Origin of the sequence: Aeromonas eucrenophila (assembly GCF_000819865.1) — a bacterium.
Taxonomy (GTDB): domain Bacteria; phylum Pseudomonadota; class Gammaproteobacteria; order Enterobacterales; family Aeromonadaceae; genus Aeromonas; species Aeromonas eucrenophila.
The window spans coordinates 175,813-194,448 of record NZ_CDDF01000005.1; the positions used below are offsets into that span (position 1 = coordinate 175,813).

Annotated in this window: 21 protein-coding genes and 1 riboswitch; of the genes, 17 read left to right on the plus strand and 4 right to left on the minus strand. The window is 62.3% G+C overall.

Annotation, left to right across the window (positions count from 1 at the left end):
* Window positions 1-15: 15 nt before the first annotated feature.
* The 13 genes from BN1124_RS04875 to BN1124_RS04935 all read left to right on the plus strand — a co-directional run bounded on the left by BN1124_RS04875 (window position 16) and on the right by BN1124_RS04935 (window position 9,986).
* A complete protein-coding gene (locus BN1124_RS04875) occupies window positions 16-918 on the plus strand; it encodes an ROK family protein (RefSeq protein WP_042639696.1) in 903 nt (300 codons plus the stop codon).
* A gap of 41 nt (window positions 919-959) precedes the next feature.
* Window positions 960-1,685: a copper homeostasis protein CutC gene (locus tag BN1124_RS04880; RefSeq protein ID WP_042639698.1), complete on the plus strand. Its 726-nt coding sequence runs from the start codon at window positions 960-962 to the stop codon at window positions 1,683-1,685.
* 7 nt (window positions 1,686-1,692) lie between these two features.
* Window positions 1,693-1,818 (plus strand): copper homeostasis protein CutC, encoded by a 126-nt coding sequence (locus BN1124_RS04885; protein WP_231553620.1) that lies wholly within the window; start codon window positions 1,693-1,695, stop codon window positions 1,816-1,818.
* Window positions 1,819-1,825: 7 nt separating this feature from the next.
* Window positions 1,826-1,951, plus strand: coding sequence for a copper homeostasis protein CutC (locus tag BN1124_RS04890; protein ID WP_378051207.1), 126 nt, complete (start codon window positions 1,826-1,828; stop codon window positions 1,949-1,951).
* Window positions 1,952-1,953: 2 nt separating this feature from the next.
* Window positions 1,954-2,079, plus strand: coding sequence for a copper homeostasis protein CutC (locus tag BN1124_RS04895; RefSeq protein ID WP_407921195.1), 126 nt, complete (start codon window positions 1,954-1,956; stop codon window positions 2,077-2,079).
* A 295-nt stretch (window positions 2,080-2,374) separates the two neighbouring features.
* Window positions 2,375-2,986: a BamJ family beta-barrel-assembly machinery protein gene (locus tag BN1124_RS04900; RefSeq protein ID WP_033128681.1), complete on the plus strand. Its 612-nt coding sequence runs from the start codon at window positions 2,375-2,377 to the stop codon at window positions 2,984-2,986.
* Between the two features lie 127 nt (window positions 2,987-3,113).
* Complete coding sequence (locus tag BN1124_RS04905) at window positions 3,114-3,995, plus strand: ABC transporter ATP-binding protein (protein ID WP_042639707.1); 882 nt, start codon at window positions 3,114-3,116, stop codon at window positions 3,993-3,995.
* A complete protein-coding gene (locus tag BN1124_RS04910; protein WP_042639709.1) occupies window positions 3,992-5,005 on the plus strand; it encodes an ABC transporter permease in 1,014 nt (337 codons plus the stop codon). The genes BN1124_RS04905 and BN1124_RS04910 overlap by 4 nt, the downstream gene beginning before the upstream one ends.
* Window positions 4,990-5,304 carry a DUF2845 domain-containing protein gene (locus BN1124_RS04915; protein ID WP_042639711.1) on the plus strand — a complete coding sequence of 105 codons (315 nt, stop codon included), beginning with the start codon at window positions 4,990-4,992 and terminating at the stop codon, window positions 5,302-5,304. Before BN1124_RS04910 ends, BN1124_RS04915 begins: the two co-directional genes overlap by 16 nt.
* Before the next feature lie 542 nt (window positions 5,305-5,846).
* Entirely contained in the window at window positions 5,847-6,866 is a 1,020-nt protein-coding gene (locus tag BN1124_RS04920) for an amino acid ABC transporter substrate-binding protein (RefSeq protein ID WP_042639713.1), read from the plus strand.
* A 68-nt stretch (window positions 6,867-6,934) separates the two neighbouring features.
* Window positions 6,935-8,122: an amino acid ABC transporter permease gene (locus BN1124_RS04925; protein WP_231553598.1), complete on the plus strand. Its 1,188-nt coding sequence runs from the start codon at window positions 6,935-6,937 to the stop codon at window positions 8,120-8,122.
* A 9-nt stretch (window positions 8,123-8,131) separates the two neighbouring features.
* On the plus strand, window positions 8,132-9,226 hold the full coding sequence (locus BN1124_RS04930) for an amino acid ABC transporter permease (RefSeq protein ID WP_042639715.1): 1,095 nt from the start codon (window positions 8,132-8,134) through the stop codon (window positions 9,224-9,226).
* A 13-nt stretch (window positions 9,227-9,239) separates the two neighbouring features.
* Window positions 9,240-9,986: an amino acid ABC transporter ATP-binding protein gene (locus tag BN1124_RS04935; RefSeq protein ID WP_042639717.1), complete on the plus strand. Its 747-nt coding sequence runs from the start codon at window positions 9,240-9,242 to the stop codon at window positions 9,984-9,986.
* Between the two features lie 88 nt (window positions 9,987-10,074).
* On the opposite strand, the gene BN1124_RS04940 is transcribed toward BN1124_RS04935, so the two are convergent.
* Complete coding sequence (locus tag BN1124_RS04940; protein WP_042639719.1) at window positions 10,075-10,290, minus strand: DUF1107 family protein; 216 nt, start codon at window positions 10,288-10,290, stop codon at window positions 10,075-10,077.
* Between the two features lie 230 nt (window positions 10,291-10,520).
* Here BN1124_RS04940 and yfcD point away from each other — a divergent pair, with 230 nt between their 5' ends.
* The 3 genes from yfcD to BN1124_RS04955 all read left to right on the plus strand — a co-directional run bounded on the left by yfcD (window position 10,521) and on the right by BN1124_RS04955 (window position 12,746).
* A complete protein-coding gene (yfcD, locus tag BN1124_RS04945) occupies window positions 10,521-11,027 on the plus strand; it encodes an NUDIX hydrolase YfcD (protein ID WP_082041500.1) in 507 nt (168 codons plus the stop codon).
* A 153-nt stretch (window positions 11,028-11,180) separates the two neighbouring features.
* A complete protein-coding gene (locus BN1124_RS04950; protein ID WP_042639721.1) occupies window positions 11,181-11,654 on the plus strand; it encodes a peroxiredoxin in 474 nt (157 codons plus the stop codon).
* Between the two features lie 123 nt (window positions 11,655-11,777).
* Entirely contained in the window at window positions 11,778-12,746 is a 969-nt protein-coding gene (locus BN1124_RS04955; RefSeq protein ID WP_042639723.1) for a calcium/sodium antiporter, read from the plus strand.
* A gap of 146 nt (window positions 12,747-12,892) precedes the next feature.
* Here BN1124_RS04955 and BN1124_RS04960 read toward each other — a convergent pair whose 3' ends face one another.
* Window positions 12,893-14,041 carry a type III PLP-dependent enzyme gene (locus BN1124_RS04960; protein ID WP_042639725.1) on the minus strand — a complete coding sequence of 383 codons (1,149 nt, stop codon included), beginning with the start codon at window positions 14,039-14,041 and terminating at the stop codon, window positions 12,893-12,895.
* Between the two features lie 508 nt (window positions 14,042-14,549).
* A riboswitch (glycine riboswitch) is annotated at window positions 14,550-14,660 on the plus strand.
* Window positions 14,661-14,909: 249 nt separating this feature from the next.
* Here BN1124_RS04960 and BN1124_RS04965 point away from each other — a divergent pair.
* Window positions 14,910-16,286, plus strand: a complete 1,377-nt coding sequence (locus tag BN1124_RS04965; protein WP_042639727.1) for an alanine/glycine:cation symporter family protein — start codon at window positions 14,910-14,912, stop codon at window positions 16,284-16,286.
* Window positions 16,287-16,393: 107 nt separating this feature from the next.
* Here BN1124_RS04965 and BN1124_RS04970 read toward each other — a convergent pair whose 3' ends face one another.
* Entirely contained in the window at window positions 16,394-17,098 is a 705-nt protein-coding gene (locus BN1124_RS04970) for a lipoyl protein ligase domain-containing protein (protein ID WP_042639729.1), read from the minus strand.
* A gap of 90 nt (window positions 17,099-17,188) precedes the next feature.
* Complete coding sequence (locus BN1124_RS04975) at window positions 17,189-18,589, minus strand: nucleobase:cation symporter-2 family protein (protein ID WP_042639731.1); 1,401 nt, start codon at window positions 18,587-18,589, stop codon at window positions 17,189-17,191.
* Window positions 18,590-18,636 lie beyond the last annotated feature (47 nt).

An 18,636-nucleotide genomic window follows, 5' to 3' on the forward strand; every position in this document is an offset into this window, starting at 1 on the left:
GCAAGGGAGTGTGGCATGTATTACGGCTTTGATATTGGTGGCACCAAGATTGCGTTTGCGGTGTATGACGGCGCCCTGAACCTCTGTCACGAGGAGCGGATGAGCACCCCGGGTGATGATTACTCGGGGTTGCAGCAACTCATTCACAGCCGGGTTCTGGAGGCTGACGCCCGTTTTGGCTCCCGAGGGGCGGTCGGTATCGGCTTTCCCGGCATTCTCAATCGCCAGGATCGCAGCATAGTTGCGGCGAACCTGCCCGCCATCCACGGTCGTCATCTGGGAGCCGATCTGGCCGAACTGCTCGGCCGCCCCGTCAGCGTCGACAACGATGCGAACTGCTTCCTCTGGTCCGAGGTGCATCAGGGGGCGGCGGCCGGCGCCGAGAGCGCACTGGGGATGACCATAGGCACCGGCATAGGTGGCGCCGTCTATCTGGCGGGCAAGCTCATCCAGGGGCGCAACTGGCTGGCGGGTGAGATAGGCCACTACCCGCTGCCGGCCACCATCCTGATGAAGTACCCCGAGCTGCCCCGCCCCCGTTGTGGTTGTGGTCGCCTGGTCTGTTTCGAAACATATGCCTCGGGCACCGGCCTGGAGCGGCTCTATCTGCATTTCCACGGCGAGCGCGCCAGCGGCCACCAGATAGTCGCCCGCGTTGAGGCCGGTGAGGCGAGTGCCCTGGCCACCCTCGATTGCTGGCTGGAGATCCTGGCCGCCGGGCTCGCCACCGCCATCTCGGTGATCGATCCCGAGGTGGTGGTGCTGGGCGGGGGGCTAAGCGGCCTGCCTGTGTTATACGAAGAGCTGCCCCGGCGTCTGCCCGGCCACCTGCTGCCAGGGGTCGCCCTGCCTGCCGTTCGTCAGGCCCGTTTCGGCGGTGCCGGTGGCGTGCGCGGCGCGGCCCTGCTCAATTTATGAGATCAGACACAGGGTCTGATCTCCCCGGATAAGGAGTCATCATGACCCGTCTTGAAATCTGTATCGACAACCTGGAATCCCTGTTTACCGCCCAACAAGCCGGCGCGGATCGCATCGAGCTCTGCTCTGCGCTGGGACTCGGCGGCCTCACTCCTTCCTATGGCTTCATGCAGCAGGTGGCGCGCCACGCGACCATTCCGGTCTACGCCATGATCCGCCCCCGCGCCGGGGATTTCTGTTTCAGTGCTGCCGAGTTTGAACTCATGCTGCTGGATATCGCCGCCGCCCGCGCCGCCGGCCTGCAAGGGGTGGTGATAGGCCTGCTGGACGAGACCGGCCGGGTCCCCGCCGGGCAGCTCCGGCAGCTGGTGGAGGCGGCCGGCCCCCTCGGTGTCACCTTCCATCGCGCCATCGATCTCAGCTCGGACTGGCGCGCGGATCTGGAGACCATAGTGGCGGCCGGTTGTGAGCGGATCCTGAGTTCCGGTCATGCCCCCACCGCCCTGGCGGGGCTGGAGACCCTGCAAGCCATGCAGCAGACCCTGGCGGGCCGGGCCAGCCTGATTCCGGGGGCCGGCGTCAATGCCGACAACGTGCGCACCATCCTCGAGTTCACCGGGGTGAGCGAGGTGCACATGTCCGGCATGGGCTGGCGCGGCGGCATGGTGCCCCATGGTGTCAACATGGGCACCTCGGACGATGGCCGGGTCAATATCACCGACGGCACCAAGGTGGCCGCGGTGCGGGCCCTGCTGGATCGCGCCTGATAAGGCATTGGCGTGGTGGCATTGTGTCTCTCCTTGTCACGGCGTCAACATGGGCACCTCGGACGATGGCCGAGCCAATATCACCGACGACACCAAGGTGGCGGCGGTGCGGGCCCTGCTGGATCGCGCCTGATAAGGCATTGGCGTGGTGGCATGGTGTCTCTCCTTGTCACGGCGTCAACATGGGCACCTCGGACGATGGCCGGGTCAATATCACCGACGGCACCAAGGTGGCCGCGGTGCGGGCCCTGCTGGATCGCCCCTGATATTGGCGTGGTGGCATGGTGTCTCTCCTTGTCACGGCGTCAACATGGGCACCTCGGACGATGGCCGGGTCAATATCACCGATGGCGCCAAGGTGGCCGCGGTGCGGGCCCTGCTGGATCGTGCCTGATAAGACATTGGTGCGGCGGCGATGCCCTGTTTCCCTGTCCCCCTTCTCCCCTTGCGGGAGAAGGGCCGGGGATGAGGGGGCATATCACCGGCGCCAAGCTGGCGGCGGTGTGAGCCTGGCTGGACAGCACTGCAAGCAGATCGCCGTCGATGGACGGCGATCACGCCTGACTTGTGTGAACTCTCTCCCATGAGCGGGGAAATCAGGGCGCCCGCCCGCAGCACCTCGGGAAAAAGTCTGATATCATCCCGTCTCTTTTTAATGCCTCATTACTTGGATCTGGAGCTAACTCTCAATGTCCCAATACGACTCTATCGAACAGAAGGCCAGCTATGGCATCGGCCGCAACATGGGTGATCAGCTGGCGCAGCAAGCCTTCGCCGGTCTGGATATCCCGGCTCTGCAACAAGGCCTGGCAGATGCCCTGAATGGTCTGGAGTTCGCGGTCAGCCGTGACGATATCAACGATGCCTTCCAGGTCATCACCGCCCGCATGCAGGAAGAGCAGGAAACTGTTGCCAAGGCCGCTGCCGCCGATGGTGAAGCCTTCCTGGCCGACAATGCCAAGCGTGCCGACGTGAAAGTGACCGACACCGGTCTGCAATACGAAGTCATGGTCGAAGGCGATGGCGCCGTGCCGGTGGCCGGTCAGTCCGTGCGCGTGCACTACCACGGTACCTTCACCCACGGTGGTGTGTTCGATAGCTCCGTCGCCCGTGGCGAGCCGGCCGAATTCCCGGTGACCGGCGTCATCGCCGGTTGGGTTGAAGCGCTGCAGATGATGCCGGTTGGCTCCAAGTGGAAGCTCTACATCCCCCACGATCTGGCCTACGGTGCCCGTGGTGCCGGCTCCATCCCGCCGTACTCCGCGCTGGTCTTCGAAGTGGAGCTGCTGGACATCCTGTGATCCGGCTGGCTTGACCACGAAAAAACGGCGACCCTCGGGTCGCCGTTTGTTTTTGGCCGACTTGGGCGAGCAATGGGCAGATGAAGGGGTTTTGGATATAGTCAGGTCAGCTCCCGGGAGAGAGACCATGACGCCCATCCTCGAAGTCGTTGACCTTATCAAGCACTTCCCCGGCGTGAAGGCGGTGGACGGGCTCAGCTTTGCCATCCCCGCCGGCAGCTGTTTTGGCCTGCTAGGACCGAACGGGGCGGGCAAGACCACCACCATAGAGCTGCTGGAGGGGATCCTCACTCCGGACGGCGGCCAGATCCTGTTCCATGGTGCTCCCCGTGGCTCCGATTACCGCTCGCGCATCGGTATCCAGTTCCAGCACACGGCGCTACAGGATTTTCTGACGGTGCGCGACACCCTGCGCTTGTTCGCCAGCCTCTACCCCAACCCCTTGCCGCGGGATCTGCTGATCGAGCTGTGCGCCCTCGGCGAGTTCATCGACAGAGACAGCCGCAAGCTCTCCGGCGGCCAGCGTCAACGGCTGCTGCTGGCGCTGGCCCTGCTCGGCGACCCCGAGCTGCTGTTTCTGGACGAACCCACCACTGGGCTGGATCCCCAGGCGCGCCACCACTTCTGGCAACGGATCGAGGCCGTCAAGGCCCAGGGCAAGACGGTGGTGCTCACCACCCACTACATGGATGAGGCGCAGCAGCTGTGCGATCGTATCGCCATCGTCGATCACGGCCACCTGCTCAGCCTGGATACGCCGGCGGCCCTTCTGGCCCAGCACTTTGACGGTGTGTTGGTGCGGCTGATGGATCATCCGGCCCTCGCGAGTCTGGGGCATCCGCTGCAGCGCCACGGGGATCAGGTGGAGTTGACCTGCCCCGACGTGGCAGCCCTGCTGCCACAGCTGCTCGGTCTGGGGGTGCCACTCACCGGCATGCAGGTCCGTTCTCCCAATCTGGAGGATCTCTTCTTGCACCTGACCGGCCACAGCCTGAGGAGCGGCGCATGAACGGATCCATCAAGCGCATCGGCGCGCTCTTCTACGCCCGCAACCTCGAATTCGTGCGGGACAGGGCGGCGCTGGTCTGGAACCTGGTGTTTCCGCTGTTGCTGGTAATAGGCTTTTCCCTCATCTTCTCCGGCCCCCCCAAACCCCTGGTGCAGATCGGGGTGCTGGGAGCACTGCCCGCGGCCTATCAACCCCTGCAGCGCATTCCGCTGCTCAAGCTGATCCCCTATGACGACGAGGGGGGGGGCCAGCTCAAGGTACGCCATCATCAGTTGGATCTGCTGCTCGCACCGGCACTGAGCCGCTACTGGGTCAATCCGGATGCCCCTCAGGGCGCCATGGCGGAATACCTGCTACGCCAGGCCGTCCCTGTGCCACTGCACAAGGAGGCACTGAGCGGTCAGGCCATCCGCTACGGCGACTGGCTGCTGCCCGGGGTCATCGGCATGAACCTGATGTTCTCCGGCCTGTTCGGGGTGGGCTTCGTCATCGTCCGTTATCGCAAGAACGGGGTGCTCAAGCGGCTGCGGGCCACGCCGCTCTCTGCCGCCGAGTTTCTCTGTGCCCAGTTGTTGTCACGGGTGCTGATCACCCTGGTGGTGAGCCTGCTGGTGTTTCTGGTGGCTTACTGGCTGCTGGGTGTGCCGCTGCTCGGCTCGGGTTGGTTGCTGCTGCTGATCGCCCTGGCCGGTGGCACCGCCATGGCGTCCCTCGGGCTGCTCATCGCCGCCCGGATCCAGAATGAAGAGCTGGCGAGCGGTTTGCTCAATCTCATCAGCCTGCCCATGATGTTCTTATCAGGCGTCTGGTTTTCGCTGGAAGGGGCTCCCCCCTGGCTGCAGAGCATCGGGGCCCGTTTGCCACTGAGCCAGATCATCGAGGCGGCCCGGGCCGTGATGCTGGAGGGGGCGGGCTGGCAGCAGGTGGCGGGGCCCCTGGCCCAGGTGATGCTGTTCGCGCTGCTGTGCGTCGCACTGGGGGCCATCTTGTTCAAATGGAGTGCAAAATGAAGTCAGTATGCTGGTTATTGCTGATGGTTGCCGCACTGCCGGTGAGCGCCGGCACCCTGCGTTGCAAGAGCGCCCTGCTGACCGAGGGGGATACCACGGCCGAGCTGCTGATCCGCTGCGGTCAGCCGATGCTCAAGGAAGACTTGACCCGCTATGAGGAGAATGGCTTCGGTGCCCGGATGACGGTCAAGTATGCCGAACGCTGGACCTACAACTTCGGCAAGAGCGAGTTCATGCAGTTTGTGACCGTCGAAAACGGTGTCATTACCGAGATAGAAGACGGCCCCCGCGGCGGCTGAATCCCCCCGTGGTGAAGAGGTTCTCCCAAGCGACTCCGACGGGCAGTTCGTCAGACTCGAACTGTCCTCCCCTGGATAATTTACCCACGGCGCCACCCCTTATCTTCGTCTTCCCATCACGTTGTCGGATCCTGGCCTGTCGTGGCTCAAATAATGGCTCAGCCCCCGCCATCTTTGTGCTACCTGTCTGAACAGCGCGCCCCAAGTTGGGGCAACAAGCCAGAAATACAAAGTAAATGAGGGAATTAAGCGCTATTTTCCTACCTTGTGAGGAGCGGCACGCTTATTGCTTTTAAAATATTTATCACGGCATAGAGGGGTTTTTGAAGCGCATTATTTGGTCGAAGTTGTAGGTTTTTTTGTTATGAATATGTATATAGTTATGTTTGGGTGTTTTATGCTGCCGCTCCAATAAGGGACTTATTTGAGTTGGTTGACAGTTTTTTTGCCAACTGGATAAGCTGCACGGGCGCAGGGAAAGCGAGGGCATTTTGTGAGTTATAAACGATGCCCAATTGAATCAAACCACAGGGAAGAGTGACATGAAACAGATAACAAAAGTGGGAATGGCGGTGTTGCTGTCGCTGGCGGCGGCGAATGCCTGGGCAGACGGCACCCTGGATGCGGTCAAGAAGAAGGGGTTCGTGCAGTGCGGGGTCGGTGATGGCCTGCCCGGTTTCTCCAACCCGGATGCCAAGGGCACCTGGACTGGTCTGGATGTGGACGTGTGCCGCGCCGTGGCCGCCGCCGTGCTGGGGGATGCCACCAAGGTCAAATACGTCTCTCTCACCGCCAAGGAGCGCTTCACCGCCTTGCAGTCGGGCGAAGTGGACCTGCTCTCTCGCAACACCACCTGGACGCTCACTCGTGACGGCTCCCTGGGCCTGACCTTCGCCGGGGTGAACTACTACGACGGCCAGGGCTTCCTGGTCAAACAATCCCTTGGGGTCAAGAGTGCCAAGGAGCTGGATGGCGCTGCAGTTTGCATCCAGTCCGGCACCACCACTGAACTCAACCTGGCGGATTACTTCCGTGCCAACGGCGGCATGAAATACACCCCTGTGGTGTTCGATACCTCGGATCAGACCGTTAAAGGCTTCGAGGCCGGTCGCTGCGACGTGCTGACTTCGGATCAATCCCAGCTCTACTCCCTCAAGATCAAGCTGACCAAGCCGGAAGAGGCTCTGGTACTGCCGGAGGTGATCTCCAAGGAACCGCTGGGCCCGGCCGTGCGCCAGGGGGATGAGCAGTGGTTCAAGGTGGTGCGCTGGAGTCTGTACGCCATGCTCAACGCCGAAGAGGCCGGGGTGACCAGCGCCAACGTGGACGAGATGCTGAAATCCACCAACCCGGACATCCGCCGTTTGCTGGGGCTGGAAGAGCCCAAGGGCAGCGTGTTGGGACTGGATGACAAGTGGGCCTACAACATCGTCAAACAGGTCGGCAACTATGGTGAGTCCTTCGATCGCAACGTGGGAGCCGGCTCTCCCCTCAAGATCGATCGTGGCATCAACGCACTCTGGAACAAGGGCGGTCTGATGTACGCGCCGCCCATCCGCTGAGTCGATGAGCCGTTGGGGGGCCTAGCCCCCCATTTTCCCCTTGCCTTGGCTTTGTCGGAGTCATCCTGATGGCGTTACATGCATCAAACCATAGGAAGAAACAGGGCCGCTGGTGGTATGACGCTAAGGTGCGGGCCCTGATCTTTCAGTGCCTGGCCGTCGCGGCCGTTATCGCGTTTCTGTTCTACATCGTCAACAATGCCCTGACCAATCTGGCGACCCGTGGTATTACCACCGGCTTCGATTTTCTGGGCAATGCGGCCGGGTTCGGCATTCTGCAGAGCCTGATCCCTTACGACGAGACCTATACCTTTGGCCGTACCTTTGTGGTAGGGCTGCTCAATACCCTGCTGGTCTCTGTGCTCGGCATCCTGTTTGCCACCCTGCTGGGCTTCGTACTCGGGGTCGCTCGCCTGTCGAGCAACTGGCTGGTGGCCAAGATTGCCACCCTCTATATCGAGACCTTTCGCAACATTCCACTGCTGCTGCAGATCTTCTTCTGGTACTTCTCGGTACTGCGCACCCTGCCATCGCCCCGCCAGAGCGTGGAGATGGGGGGGCTAGCCTTCCTCAACGTGCGGGGCTTCTACCTGCCCAAACCACTGTTTGAAGAGGGGTTTGGCTACGTGCTCTGGGCCCTGCTGCTGGCGGTGCTGGTCAGCTGGGGGCTGAGCCGCTGGGCGCGCCGTCGTCAGGAACTGACCGGCAGGATCTTCCCGGTCTGGAGTTGCAGCCTGGGGCTGATCGTCCTGCTGCCCTTCATCACCTTCCTGCTGGCGGGGAGCCCGCTTGCCTGGAGCATCCCGACCCTGCAGGGCTTCAACTTCCGGGGCGGGTTGACGGTGTTGCCCGAACTCGCGGCGCTGTTGCTGGCGTTGACCATCTACACGGCGGCTTTCATCGCCGAGATAGTGCGATCCGGCATCCTCGCCATCAGCAAGGGCCAGACGGAGGCGGCCTCGGCACTGGGACTGTCACCCACCAAGACCCTGCGGCTGGTGGTCATTCCGCAGGCGATGCGGGTCATCATACCGCCGCTCACCAGCCAGTATCTGAACCTCACCAAGAACTCGTCCCTGGCCACCGCCATCGGCTACCCGGATCTGGTCTCGGTGTTCATGGGCACCACCCTCAACCAGACGGGGCAGGCGATCGAGGTCATCGCCATGACCATGGGTGTCTATCTCCTCATCAGCATCACCACCTCAGTCCTGATGAACATCTATAACCGCAAGATGACGCTGGTTGAGCGCTAGGGAGCTTCCATGTTCGTGAACGATCTACAAGAGGCGCTGCCACCTCCCGACAACAGGCGTGGCGTGCTGGCCTGGTGCAGGCAGAACCTGTTCCCCAACTGGTGGAATGGGCTGCTGACCCTGGTGCTGGCCTACCTGTTGTTGCCCCTCATCTGGTCCGCGCTGGACTGGGCGCTGTTCTCGGCCACCTGGCAGGGGAGCGGGCGCGCCGACTGTACTGTGGGCGGGGCCTGCTGGATCTTTATCGAGAGCCGGTTGGGACAATACCTCTACGGTTTCTATCCGGCCGATCAGTATTGGCGCATCAATCTGACCTTCGTCGGGTTGGCGGTGCTGCTGGCGCTGCTCATCTGGCCGCGCACGCCGCGCAAGGGCTGGCTGGCGTTATTTACCCTGCTGGTGTTTCCGGTCATCGCCTTCCTGCTGATCCACGGCGGTGCCGGTCTGGAAGTGGTGGATACCAACCGCTGGGGCGGGCTGATGCTGACCCTGGTGCTGGCGGTGGTGGGGATAGCTGTCGCCCTGCCATTCGGGATCTTGCTGGCCTTGGGGCGTCGCTCCCACATGCCGGTGATCTCCAGCCTCTCCACCGTCTATATCGAGTTCTGGCGCGCGGTGCCGCTCATCACAGTGCTGTTCATGGCGTCCGTCATGCTGCCGCTGTTCATGAGCAGCGAGGTGGAGCTCGACAAGCTGTTGCGGGCGCTGATCGGCATCATCCTGTTCCAGGCGGCCTACGTGGCGGAAGTGGTACGCGGTGGCTTGCAGGCGATCCCCAAGGGGCAATATGAGGCGGGGGAGGCGCTTGGGCTCTCCTACTGGAAGCTGATGGGCCTCATCATCATGCCCCAGGCCCTCAAGATCACCATCCCCTCCCTGGTGAACACCTTTATCTCCCTGTTCAAGGACACCAGCCTGGTGCTGATCATCGGCCTGTTCGACCTGCTCGCCATCTCCAAGGTGGCGCTGGCGGACCCGGCCTGGCTGGGCTTCTCGACCGAAGCTTATGTGTTTATCGCCATGATCTTCTGGATGTTCTGTTTTGGCATGTCCCGCTACTCCATCTATCTGGAGCGCAAACTCAACACGGGTCACAAGCATTAGGAGTAGTTTGAGAATGGATGCAACAAAAGCTGTCGTTGAGCTCAAAGAAGTCAACAAGTGGTACGGCGAGTTTCATGTGCTGCGTAACATCAACCTGCAGGTGGGCAAGGGCGAGAAGATCGTCATCTGCGGGCCCTCCGGCTCGGGCAAGTCCACCATGATCCGCTGCATCAACCGACTGGAGGAGCACCAGAGTGGCGACATCCTGGTCAAGGGCACGGCGCTCACCTCGGATCTCAAGAACATCGAGATGGTGCGCCGGGAGGTGGGCATGGTGTTCCAGCACTTCAACCTCTTCCCCCATCTGACGGTGCTGGAAAACTGCTGCCTGGCCCCCATCTGGGTCAAGCAGCTGCCGCGCAAGGAGGCTGAGGAGATCGCCATGACGTTCCTGCGCCGGGTCCGGATCCCGGAGCAGGCCCTCAAGTACCCGGGACAGCTCTCCGGCGGTCAGCAGCAGCGGGTGGCCATCGCCCGCAGCCTCTGCATGAACCCGCAGGTGATGCTGTTTGACGAGCCGACCTCGGCGCTGGATCCCGAGATGGTGCGCGAGGTGCTGGATGTCATGGTGGAGCTGGCCCATGAGGGGATGACCATGCTCTGCGTCACCCACGAGATGGGCTTTGCCAAGCAGGTGGCGGATCGGGTGATCTTCATGGACCGCGGCCAGATCATCGAGGAGAACGTGCCGGATCAGTTCTTCGACCATCCCCAGTCGGAACGTACCAAGCTGTTCCTCTCCCAGATCCTGCAGCATTGAGTGCAGGCCCCGCGCAATGAAAATAGCCCGCTCGCTCGGTGAGCGGCGGGCAAAGACATGCATGGAAGCAGACTACAGACGGAGTATGTCAGCCCGGCAACAGGGCGGTGGTGCGCAGATCCCGCACCGCCAGATTGATCTGCCGGGCCAGGCGCAGCGCCTGATGGCAGCTCAGAGTCTTGAGATCGATGGCCCCACCCTGAAATTCGAATCGCCCCAGCGCCTCTACCATGAAGCTTCCCTGATGAAAGCTCTTGATATGGCGGGCAATCTGGCGAGGAGACAACTGCTTGAACACCTTCATGGCAAAACACCCTGTTGCTTGGACAGGGCACACTATGCCGCCCTTCCGTGACACTGATGTGACATTTAATAAAGGGTTGTATGAATCCATTCGTTCGTTGCATCTCGCCCTGGCGCGGCCTTCTCCCAGGCACTGAAAACCCTCTCCCCATGCGTTGAAAAAGTAGTGCCGTGCCGGGCCCTGGCCTCGATATACTGCTGCTCATCGAGGATTGTAACGGGGTAGTGTGCGTGGAGTGGGTAGACGTAGTGGATGAGCAGGACCGCGTGATCGGGGTTGCCGAGCGAGCCAAGGTACGGCGGGAGAACCTGCGTCATCGTGCCAGCTATATCCTGGTGCTCGATGACGCCGAGCGCGTGCTGGTGCAGCGCCGCACCCTCGGCAAGGACTTCTGCCCCGGCATGCTGGATGCCTGCGCCGGTGGCGTGGTGACTCAGGGTGAGGCGATGGAGCCCTCCGCCCGGCGCGAGCTGGCGGAGGAGCTGGGGATCTTTGATGTGCCCCTGCAAAGCTTTGGTACTTTCTACGCCGAAGGGGCGCTGGATGGTAAGGGTTATCGGGTCTGGGGTGGCCTGTTCAGCTGTCACTATCAGGGGCCCTTGCAACTGCAGGCGGAAGAGGTGAGCGCCGTGCACTGGATGAGCCTGGCCGAGATAGGGTTGCGGGCTGATGAGTTTACCCCGGACTCCCTGCTCGCCATCGCCACCTGGCAGGCACGGCGATCCGAACGTGCATAATGTCGCGAACCATCGGATTTACGGCCCATATATCCCTGCTGGCCATCGTCACCAAGCTGGCGCGCAGGCACTCTTGAGCCGGTGTCGCCCCTTGGGGAGTTGGCGTAGACTGGACTGCTTTCATCCACTGCATCCACTTAAGGACGAGACATCATGATCACAGTCGGCCAATCCCTGCCCGCGGGCGAATTTACCTTTATCACCGCCGAGGGCAAGCAAGTCCAGGACAGCCAGGCCCTGTTCGCTGGCAAGACAGTGGTGCTGTTTGCGGTGCCCGGCGCCTTTACCCCCACCTGCTCCAACGCCCATCTGCCCGGCTACGTGGTGCTGGCGGACCAGTTCAAGGCCAAGGGGGTCGATGCCATCTATTGTCTGTCGGTGAACGACTCCTTCGTGATGAAGGCGTGGCGTGAGGCGCAAAATGCCGAGGCCATCACCATGCTGGCAGATGGGGACGGCAGTTGGACCCAGGCGCTCGGCCTTGCCAAGGAGACCGGGGCCTTCGGCGGCCTGCGCGCCCAGCGTTTCGCCCTGATAGCCCGGGATGGGGTGGTGCAGCAGCTGTTCGTGGAGGCCCCCGGCAAGTTCGAGGTATCCGATGCCCAGAGTCTGCTGGCGGCGCTATAAAATGTTAATCATTGTTTGATTTCATCTTGAAATAGCAAGGCGGCCCGCTACACTGAGCCCGCTTTTGGGTGGAGCCAGGCACAGCGCCTGGCTCTCGTGTTTGAGTGGATGGGATAGACGATTATGACCCTGGCTTTTGTTGCCCTGATTGCCGGACTGGCGCTGCTGGTCTGGAGTGCGGATAAATTTGTGGATGGCGCCGCCGCGACCGCCCGTTACGCCGGCATGCCACCCTTGCTCATCGGCATGGTGATCATCGGCTTTGGCACCTCGGCCCCCGAGATGGTGGTCTCTGCACTGGCAGCCGCCCAGGGCAACCCCGGTCTGGCGCTCGGCAATGCCTACGGCTCCAACATCACCAATATCGCCCTTATTCTCGGCCTGACGGCCCTGATCAGCCCCATCGCCGTCTCCTCCCAGGTGGTGCGCAAGGAGATCCCCATACTGCTCGGCATCACCCTGCTCTCTGGCGCCCTGCTGATCGATGGTCATCTGGGCGGCACGGACGCCCTGATCCTGGGGGTCGTGTTCCTCGGGCTGATGGGCTGGTCCATCTGGGCCGGCATGCGCGGCAAGGGGGATGCGCTCGACGCGGACACCGACGACGACATCAGCAGCGAGGGCATGTCACGCAAGCGGGCGCTGATCTGGCTGGTGGTCGGTCTGGTGCTGCTGGTGCTGGCCTCCCGCCTGCTGGTGTGGGGCGCCGTCACCATAGCCCAGGCGCTCGGCATCAGCGATCTGGTGATTGGCCTGACGATCGTGGCGGTGGGCACCTCATTGCCGGAGCTCGCCTCCTCTCTCATCGCCATTCGCAAGAAGGAGCACGATCTGGCCCTCGGCAACGTGCTCGGCTCCAACCTGTTCAACACATTGGCGGTGGTCGGGATCGCTGCCGGCATAGCGCCGCTGGAGGTGGACTCCATGGTGCTCTCCCGCGACTGGTCGGTGATGATGGGGCTGACCCTGTTGCTGCTGGTGATGTGCTTGGGCCGCAAGGGGCAGGGCCGGATCAATCGCTGGGAAGGGGGACTGCTGCTCGCCATCTTCGTGGCTTACACTTCCTGGTTGCTGGGTAGTCAATTTATCTGAAAATTATTTTATTAATGGTTGTTTGTGCTGTGAAATAAGGCTGATTTGGTCACTATTCAGAGAGGGTCACCGACCTTATCGACCAGCAGATTGACATGAAAAAGGGGGAAGCATCGGCTTCCCCCTTTTTATTGGCGCACTCGATGTTAGGCCACCGCCACCAGTTTCTGCTTCTGGGCGCTGTCCAGGATGAGGATGCTCGCCTTGGGGAAGAAGTTGAAGGTGGAGGCGGACGCCCAAGTGTAGGCTCCCATCACCCGACCCACCACCAGCTCGCCGATGGCGAGATCCGGCAGCATGATGCCGTCCCGGATCACGTCCACGCTGTCGCAGGTGGGGCCGGAGAGCACCGCATTGTGCAGCTCGCCGTGGGCATAGGGGGTGCTCACCGGGTAGGTGACGTGGTCGTAGAGTTGGCCGTTGTAGCTGCCGTAGAGACCGTCATCCAGGTAGTACCAGATCTTGTCGCCGCGGTGGGCCTTGCCCATCACGCTGGCCACCGAGGTCATGGCCGGCGCGCTGATGAAGCGGCCCGGCTCGGCGATCTTTTGCACGGTGGCGGGCAGCTTGGCCAGCGCCGCGCGGATCGGGGCGCAGAAACCGTCGATGTCGAACTCGCCGCCCTCATAATCCACCGGGAAACCGCCGCCGATGTCCAGCACCCAGGGCTTGAGGCCGAGATCCCAGGCCTGCTCCATGATCTCGCGGCAGGCGTCGATGGCCTGCACGTGGCGACGGGAGTGAGGCACCTGGGAGCCGACATGGAACGACAGCCCCATCACCTTGATGCCCTTGGCCTGGGCCAGTTGCAGCAGCGGCAGTGCCTGCTCCGGGGTGCAGCCGAACTTCTTGGAGAGATCGACCTTGGTCTCCGGGTTCGGGAAGCTGACGCGCAGCAGCAGCTTCACCTCGTCCTTGTAGGGAATGAACTTCTCCAGCTCCAGCGGGTTGTCATAGACGAACACGGTGCAACCGAATTCCAGCGCATAACGGATGTCGCTGTCGCGTTTGATGGGATGGGTGTGAATGCAACGGCCCGGGCGAACCCCTTGGCTGCGCACCAGATCCACTTCGCCATTGGTGGCCAGATCGAAACAGGCCCCCTCTTCCTTCAATACAGAGACCACCGCTTCGTGGGGCAGGGGCTTGAGTGCATAGTGCAAGCGCACATCGGGCAGGGCGGCTGCCAGGGCCCGGTACTGTTTGCGGACGGCTGCCTTGTCGAGCAGCAGCAGGGGAGAGCCAAATTGTTCAACCAACTGACGGTAATCTTGTGCGACCAGAGTCTCGTTCATTCTCTTTTGAAGATCCTTAGGGGGCGTGATAGGCCCAAGCCATATGCGATTGAACCGGCGACGGCCGGCTCAGGCGAGTGGTCCGGAGGGACCAACCAGACACAGTGCATAACTTAGGTGCAAAGTGCTTAGTTATGCGCGGAATTATCTTCTTATTGCGTTTCTGTGCAAGCATTTTGATTGGATATGTTAGCAAGTTTTTCTGGTCGAGACGAAAGGTGCTGTCGATATAAAAGCCGCCATCGGGGCCCCGATTGGAGTGCGCCGGGAAAGGTGCTCTAACTCATTGACGCATAACGAACATTTAACATTTTGTCAGGAAAGGGTCTGGACGGAAAAAAGTGCGCGCACCCAGGGGGTGAGTGCGAGACAGCTCACAGTTTTTTGATTAATATGCCCGCTTCCTAATCCAAACTAGTTCGGATGAAGGTAGCAGGAGAGCGATGGGGGACCATCCACCGAAGAAGTGAATCTTTCAGGTACCGGGCAACCGGTGTGGACTGCTACTGGACGATACTCTGGAGAGACCCGTTAAATCGGGCGCCGAAGGAGCAAGGCACCATGACTGCATCGCAGGCTGGCGTCGGAAACTCTCAGGCAAAAGGACAGAGGGGATGGGATGGTTGTACCTGAGCTTAGAACTGTTCACGAGCTGTCACGAGAGGTCGTCAGCAAGGTAAAGAGCAGCGCAGGAACCGGAGTGTATATGAATACATGAGGATTCCGAGCAGCACATGAGCCTTGATCACGGCCTCGCAGTAAGAGTGTGAACAAGTTCTTGGCCCGCATCCGATCGCCTTTGGGGATCGCGACACCTATGGGAAGATCATCCTTCTCCTCCTTAATCGTTGTTTTTTAAGGAGGATGCATGTCATCAATTCAATCGGCGTTAACCGCCATCGATAGCTTTATCTGGGGTCCACCCCTGCTGCTCCTGCTGGTCGGGACCGGCTTCTATCTCACCCTGCGTCTGGGTCTGCTTCAGGTCGTGCGTTTGCCGCTCGCCCTCAAGCTGGTCTTTGGTCGCGATCAGGGCCAGGGCAAGCAGGGGGATGTCTCCAGCTTCGGCGCGCTCTGCACCGCGCTCTCCGCCACCATAGGCACCGGCAACATCGTCGGGGTTGCCACCGCCATCAAGCTCGGCGGCCCTGGCGCCCTGTTCTGGATGTGGATGGCGGCCCTGTTCGGCATGGCCACCAAGTACGCGGAGTGCCTGTTGGCGGTCAAGTATCGCCAGCAGGATGCCAACGGCCAGATGGCCGGTGGCCCCATGTATTACCTCGAGAAGGGGCTCGGCTCCAAAGTGCTCGCCAAGCTGTTCGCCCTGTTTGGCATCGGCGTCGCCTGCTTCGGCATCGGCACCTTCCCCCAAGTCAACGCCATCTCCGATGCCATGAGCCTCTCCTTCGCGGTGCCCCGCGAGGCGACCGCCGTGGTGCTGACCCTGATAGTGGCGCTGGTGACCCTGGGGGGCATCAAGTCCATCTCCAGCGTGTCGAGCAAGGTGGTGCCCTTCATGGCCATCTTCTACATCCTGGCCTGCGCCGGGGTACTGGTGAACAACGCCGGCGCCCTGCCGGAGGCGGTGCTGCTGGTGATCAACAGTGCCTTCACCGGCCACGCGGCCACCGGCGGCTTCGTCGGTGCCGGCATCATGCTGGCGATCCAGTCCGGGGTGGCGCGGGGGGTCTTCTCCAACGAGTCGGGCTTAGGGTCGGCCCCCATAGCAGCGGCGGCGGCCAAGACGAACTCCTGCGTGGAGCAGGGGCTGGTCTCCATGACGGGCACTTTCATCGATACCATCATCATCTGCACCATGACCGGCCTGACCCTGGTGGTGACCGGCGTCTGGAGCGGGGATCTCAGCGGCGCCGCCATGACCAGCCAGGCCTTCGCCCAGGGGCTGGATGCTCACATCGGCCAGTATCTGGTGAGCATAGGGCTGCTGTTCTTCGCCTTCACCACCATCCTCGGCTGGAACTATTACGGTGAGCGCTGCACCGAGTACCTGTTCGGGGTCAAGGCCATCAAGCCTTACCGTTTCCTCTATCTGGCGCTGGTGGCGAGCGGTGCCTTCCTCCATCTGGACCTGATCTGGCTCTTGGCGGACATCGTCAACGGCCTGATGGCGGTGCCGAACCTCATCGGCCTGATCGGCTTGCGCCACGTGGTGATCGCCGAGACCCGGGCCTACTTCAGCCGGGATCTGGATAATGAGGCAGAGCCGGAGCCACAGGCGGCCTGAATCCGTGTTCGTACCATCCTAAAAAGCAAAGCCACGACCCGGGTCGTGGCTTTTTTATGGGCCATTCGCATAAACGGCAGCAGGGAGGGGGTCTTCTCTTAAGAGGGTCAGGGGAGCTGCTCCTCGGTCAGCAGGCTCTCCAGCCGCGCTCGCACCTTATTTACCAGCCTTTCATCGCTCTCCTGCCAGCCAATGCAGTGCGCAAGCGTGGTGGAGGTGCCGGGCAGGAAGCGCAGCTCCCCGCCCGCCAGCTCGTAGAAACGGCTCGCCATCCGGGTGCCTTCATCCACATCGCCCCCTACCAGCAGCATGGCCTGAGCCAGCACGGCGCCCCGATGATCCTGGCCCGGCGCCAGCCAGCGTTGGGCGGTGCCGGTTACCTTGCGGCCCCCGATCACCAGATTGTACTGGCCGTCGCAGAAGGAGCCGGGCACGAAGTCGTAATTGCCCTCCAGGCCATGCTCCCCGAGCAGGGCCAGCAGCGGCGCCCCCAGCAGCCGGTAATAGTGGGCGAGATCCGTGGTGGTGCGGGGCAAGAAGAGCGACAGGTTGAGGATGCCGGCGCCGTGGGGCACGGCGGTGCCGCCGCTGTCGCGCACAAACACGGGCCAACCCTCGCTGGCGAGTTGCTCGCAGGCTTCTCTATAGCGGGGCAGCCGTATGTCCTTGCGGGTGACGATGAGGCATTGGGGCGCCTGCCAGAGGTGGGCGCGGGCCAGGCCGTCGCGGGCGCACTCTCGCAGCCACTGCTGTTCGTGGGCCAATATCTGGTCGGGCGTGTCTGAGGGGGAGGAAAGCAGGCGATAGGGCATGAGGGCATCCTTGGGCAGAGGCTGCCAAGCACAGTACCCGCGGCAGGAGGCGAGGTAAAGCCCCGCACGGCGGGGCTTTGGTTGGGCAGGTTAGTCGTGGGCCTGGCTGCGCCTCGGCAGCAGCAGGTTCATGATGATGGCGGTGAGGCCGCCGGTGGCGACGCCGTAGGAGAGCACGCTCCTGGCGAGCTCCGGCAGGTGTTGCAGCACCTCGGGCACCTGGGCAACCCCCAGCCCCATGGCGAGCGACACCGCCAAGATCATCAGGGCGCGGCGGTCGAGCTCCTCGCGGGAGATGATGCGCACCCCGGCGGCGGCGATTGTGCCGAACATGACGATAGTAGCGCCGCCGAGCACGGGTTCGGGTATCTGCTGTACCAGGCTCGCCACCGCCGGGAACAGGCCGAGCAGGGCCAGCATGGCGGCGATGAAGAGGCCGACGTGGCGGCTGGCCACCCCGGTCAGCTGAATGACGCCGTTGTTCTGGGCGAAGGTGGACATGGGGAAGGTGGAGAAGACCGCCGCCAGCATGGAGTTGACGCCGTCGGCCAGCACGCCCCCCTTGATCCGCGCCATGTAGACGGGGCCGTCCAGCGGCTCGCCCGAGATGTCCGAGGTGGCGGTCATGTCGCCGATGGCTTCCAGCGCCGTCACCACGAAGATGATGGCGAGCGGCACGAACAGCTGCCAGTCGAAGCCGAGACCGTAGTGCAGCGGGATGGGCACCATCACCAGCGGGCCCTCGAAGGTCGGTGCGCTCACCTTGCCCAGCAGCAGGGCGGCGCCATAGCCCACCAGCATGGCGAGCATGATGGCGGAGAGGCGCAGCCAGGGGTTGCGGCTGCGCTGCAGCAAGACGATGAGGCCAAGCACCAGCAGGGAGAGGAAGAGGTTGCTGTGGCTGGCGAAGCTGCCATCGGCCAGGGCGCCGTAGCCGCCCCCCATGCTGATGAGGCCGACCTTGATCAGGGTCAGGCCGATCAGCAGCACCACTATGCCGGTCACCAGGGGGGTGATGATCCGTTTGACCAGGTGCAGGAAGCGGCTCATCACCACGATTGTGAGAGCCGCCACCAGCATGGTGCCGAACAGGGTGCCCAGCAGATCCTCGGTGGGCATGGCCGCCTGTTTGAGGGCGAGGCCGGAGGCGATGATGGGGCCGAGGAAGTTGAAGCTGGTGCCCTGCACCGACAACAGACCTGAGCCGAGCGGGCCGAAGCGGCGGGTCTGGATGAAGGAGGCGATGCCGGACATGACCAGGGACATGGAGACGATATAGCGGGTGTCGGCGGCGGGGAGGCCGAGGGCATTGGCGATGATGAGGGGCGGGGTGATGATGGCGACAAACATGGCGAGCATATGCTGCAGGGCGGCGAACAGGGTCTGGGGCAGGGGCGGGACCTCTTCTATGCCGTAGACCAGTTCGCTGTGGGGTCGCCTCGGGGGATGTGCCTCTGCGACGGGGGCGCGCGCGACGGCTGCCTGTTCCATAGATACCTCAAATTTTGTGGGGGAGGGGGAGAAAATTGGGCGCTATT

Excerpts from the sequence above, each read along its gene's own strand:
- BN1124_RS04900 (WP_033128681.1), top strand. The coding sequence starts at position 2,375 with ATGTCCCAATACGACTCTATCGAACAGAAGGCCAGCTATGGCATCGGC.
- BN1124_RS04915 (WP_042639711.1), top strand. The coding sequence starts at position 4,990 with ATGGAGTGCAAAATGAAGTCAGTATGCTGGTTATTGCTGATGGTTGCC.
- BN1124_RS04905 (WP_042639707.1), top strand. The coding sequence starts at position 3,114 with ATGACGCCCATCCTCGAAGTCGTTGACCTTATCAAGCACTTCCCCGGC.
- BN1124_RS04925 (WP_231553598.1), top strand. The coding sequence starts at position 6,935 with ATGGCGTTACATGCATCAAACCATAGGAAGAAACAGGGCCGCTGGTGG.
- BN1124_RS04970 (WP_042639729.1), bottom strand. The coding sequence starts at position 17,098 with ATGCCCTATCGCCTGCTTTCCTCCCCCTCAGACACGCCCGACCAGATA.
- BN1124_RS04875 (WP_042639696.1), top strand. The coding sequence starts at position 16 with ATGTATTACGGCTTTGATATTGGTGGCACCAAGATTGCGTTTGCGGTG.
- BN1124_RS04880 (WP_042639698.1), top strand. The coding sequence starts at position 960 with ATGACCCGTCTTGAAATCTGTATCGACAACCTGGAATCCCTGTTTACC.
- BN1124_RS04955 (WP_042639723.1), top strand. The coding sequence starts at position 11,778 with ATGACCCTGGCTTTTGTTGCCCTGATTGCCGGACTGGCGCTGCTGGTC.
- BN1124_RS04975 (WP_042639731.1), bottom strand. The coding sequence starts at position 18,589 with ATGGAACAGGCAGCCGTCGCGCGCGCCCCCGTCGCAGAGGCACATCCC.
- BN1124_RS04960 (WP_042639725.1), bottom strand. The coding sequence starts at position 14,041 with ATGAACGAGACTCTGGTCGCACAAGATTACCGTCAGTTGGTTGAACAA.
- BN1124_RS04935 (WP_042639717.1), top strand. The coding sequence starts at position 9,240 with ATGGATGCAACAAAAGCTGTCGTTGAGCTCAAAGAAGTCAACAAGTGG.
- BN1124_RS04930 (WP_042639715.1), top strand. The coding sequence starts at position 8,132 with ATGTTCGTGAACGATCTACAAGAGGCGCTGCCACCTCCCGACAACAGG.
- BN1124_RS04920 (WP_042639713.1), top strand. The coding sequence starts at position 5,847 with ATGAAACAGATAACAAAAGTGGGAATGGCGGTGTTGCTGTCGCTGGCG.
- BN1124_RS04910 (WP_042639709.1), top strand. The coding sequence starts at position 3,992 with ATGAACGGATCCATCAAGCGCATCGGCGCGCTCTTCTACGCCCGCAAC.
- BN1124_RS04965 (WP_042639727.1), top strand. The coding sequence starts at position 14,910 with ATGTCATCAATTCAATCGGCGTTAACCGCCATCGATAGCTTTATCTGG.
- BN1124_RS04940 (WP_042639719.1), bottom strand. The coding sequence starts at position 10,290 with ATGAAGGTGTTCAAGCAGTTGTCTCCTCGCCAGATTGCCCGCCATATC.
- BN1124_RS04950 (WP_042639721.1), top strand. The coding sequence starts at position 11,181 with ATGATCACAGTCGGCCAATCCCTGCCCGCGGGCGAATTTACCTTTATC.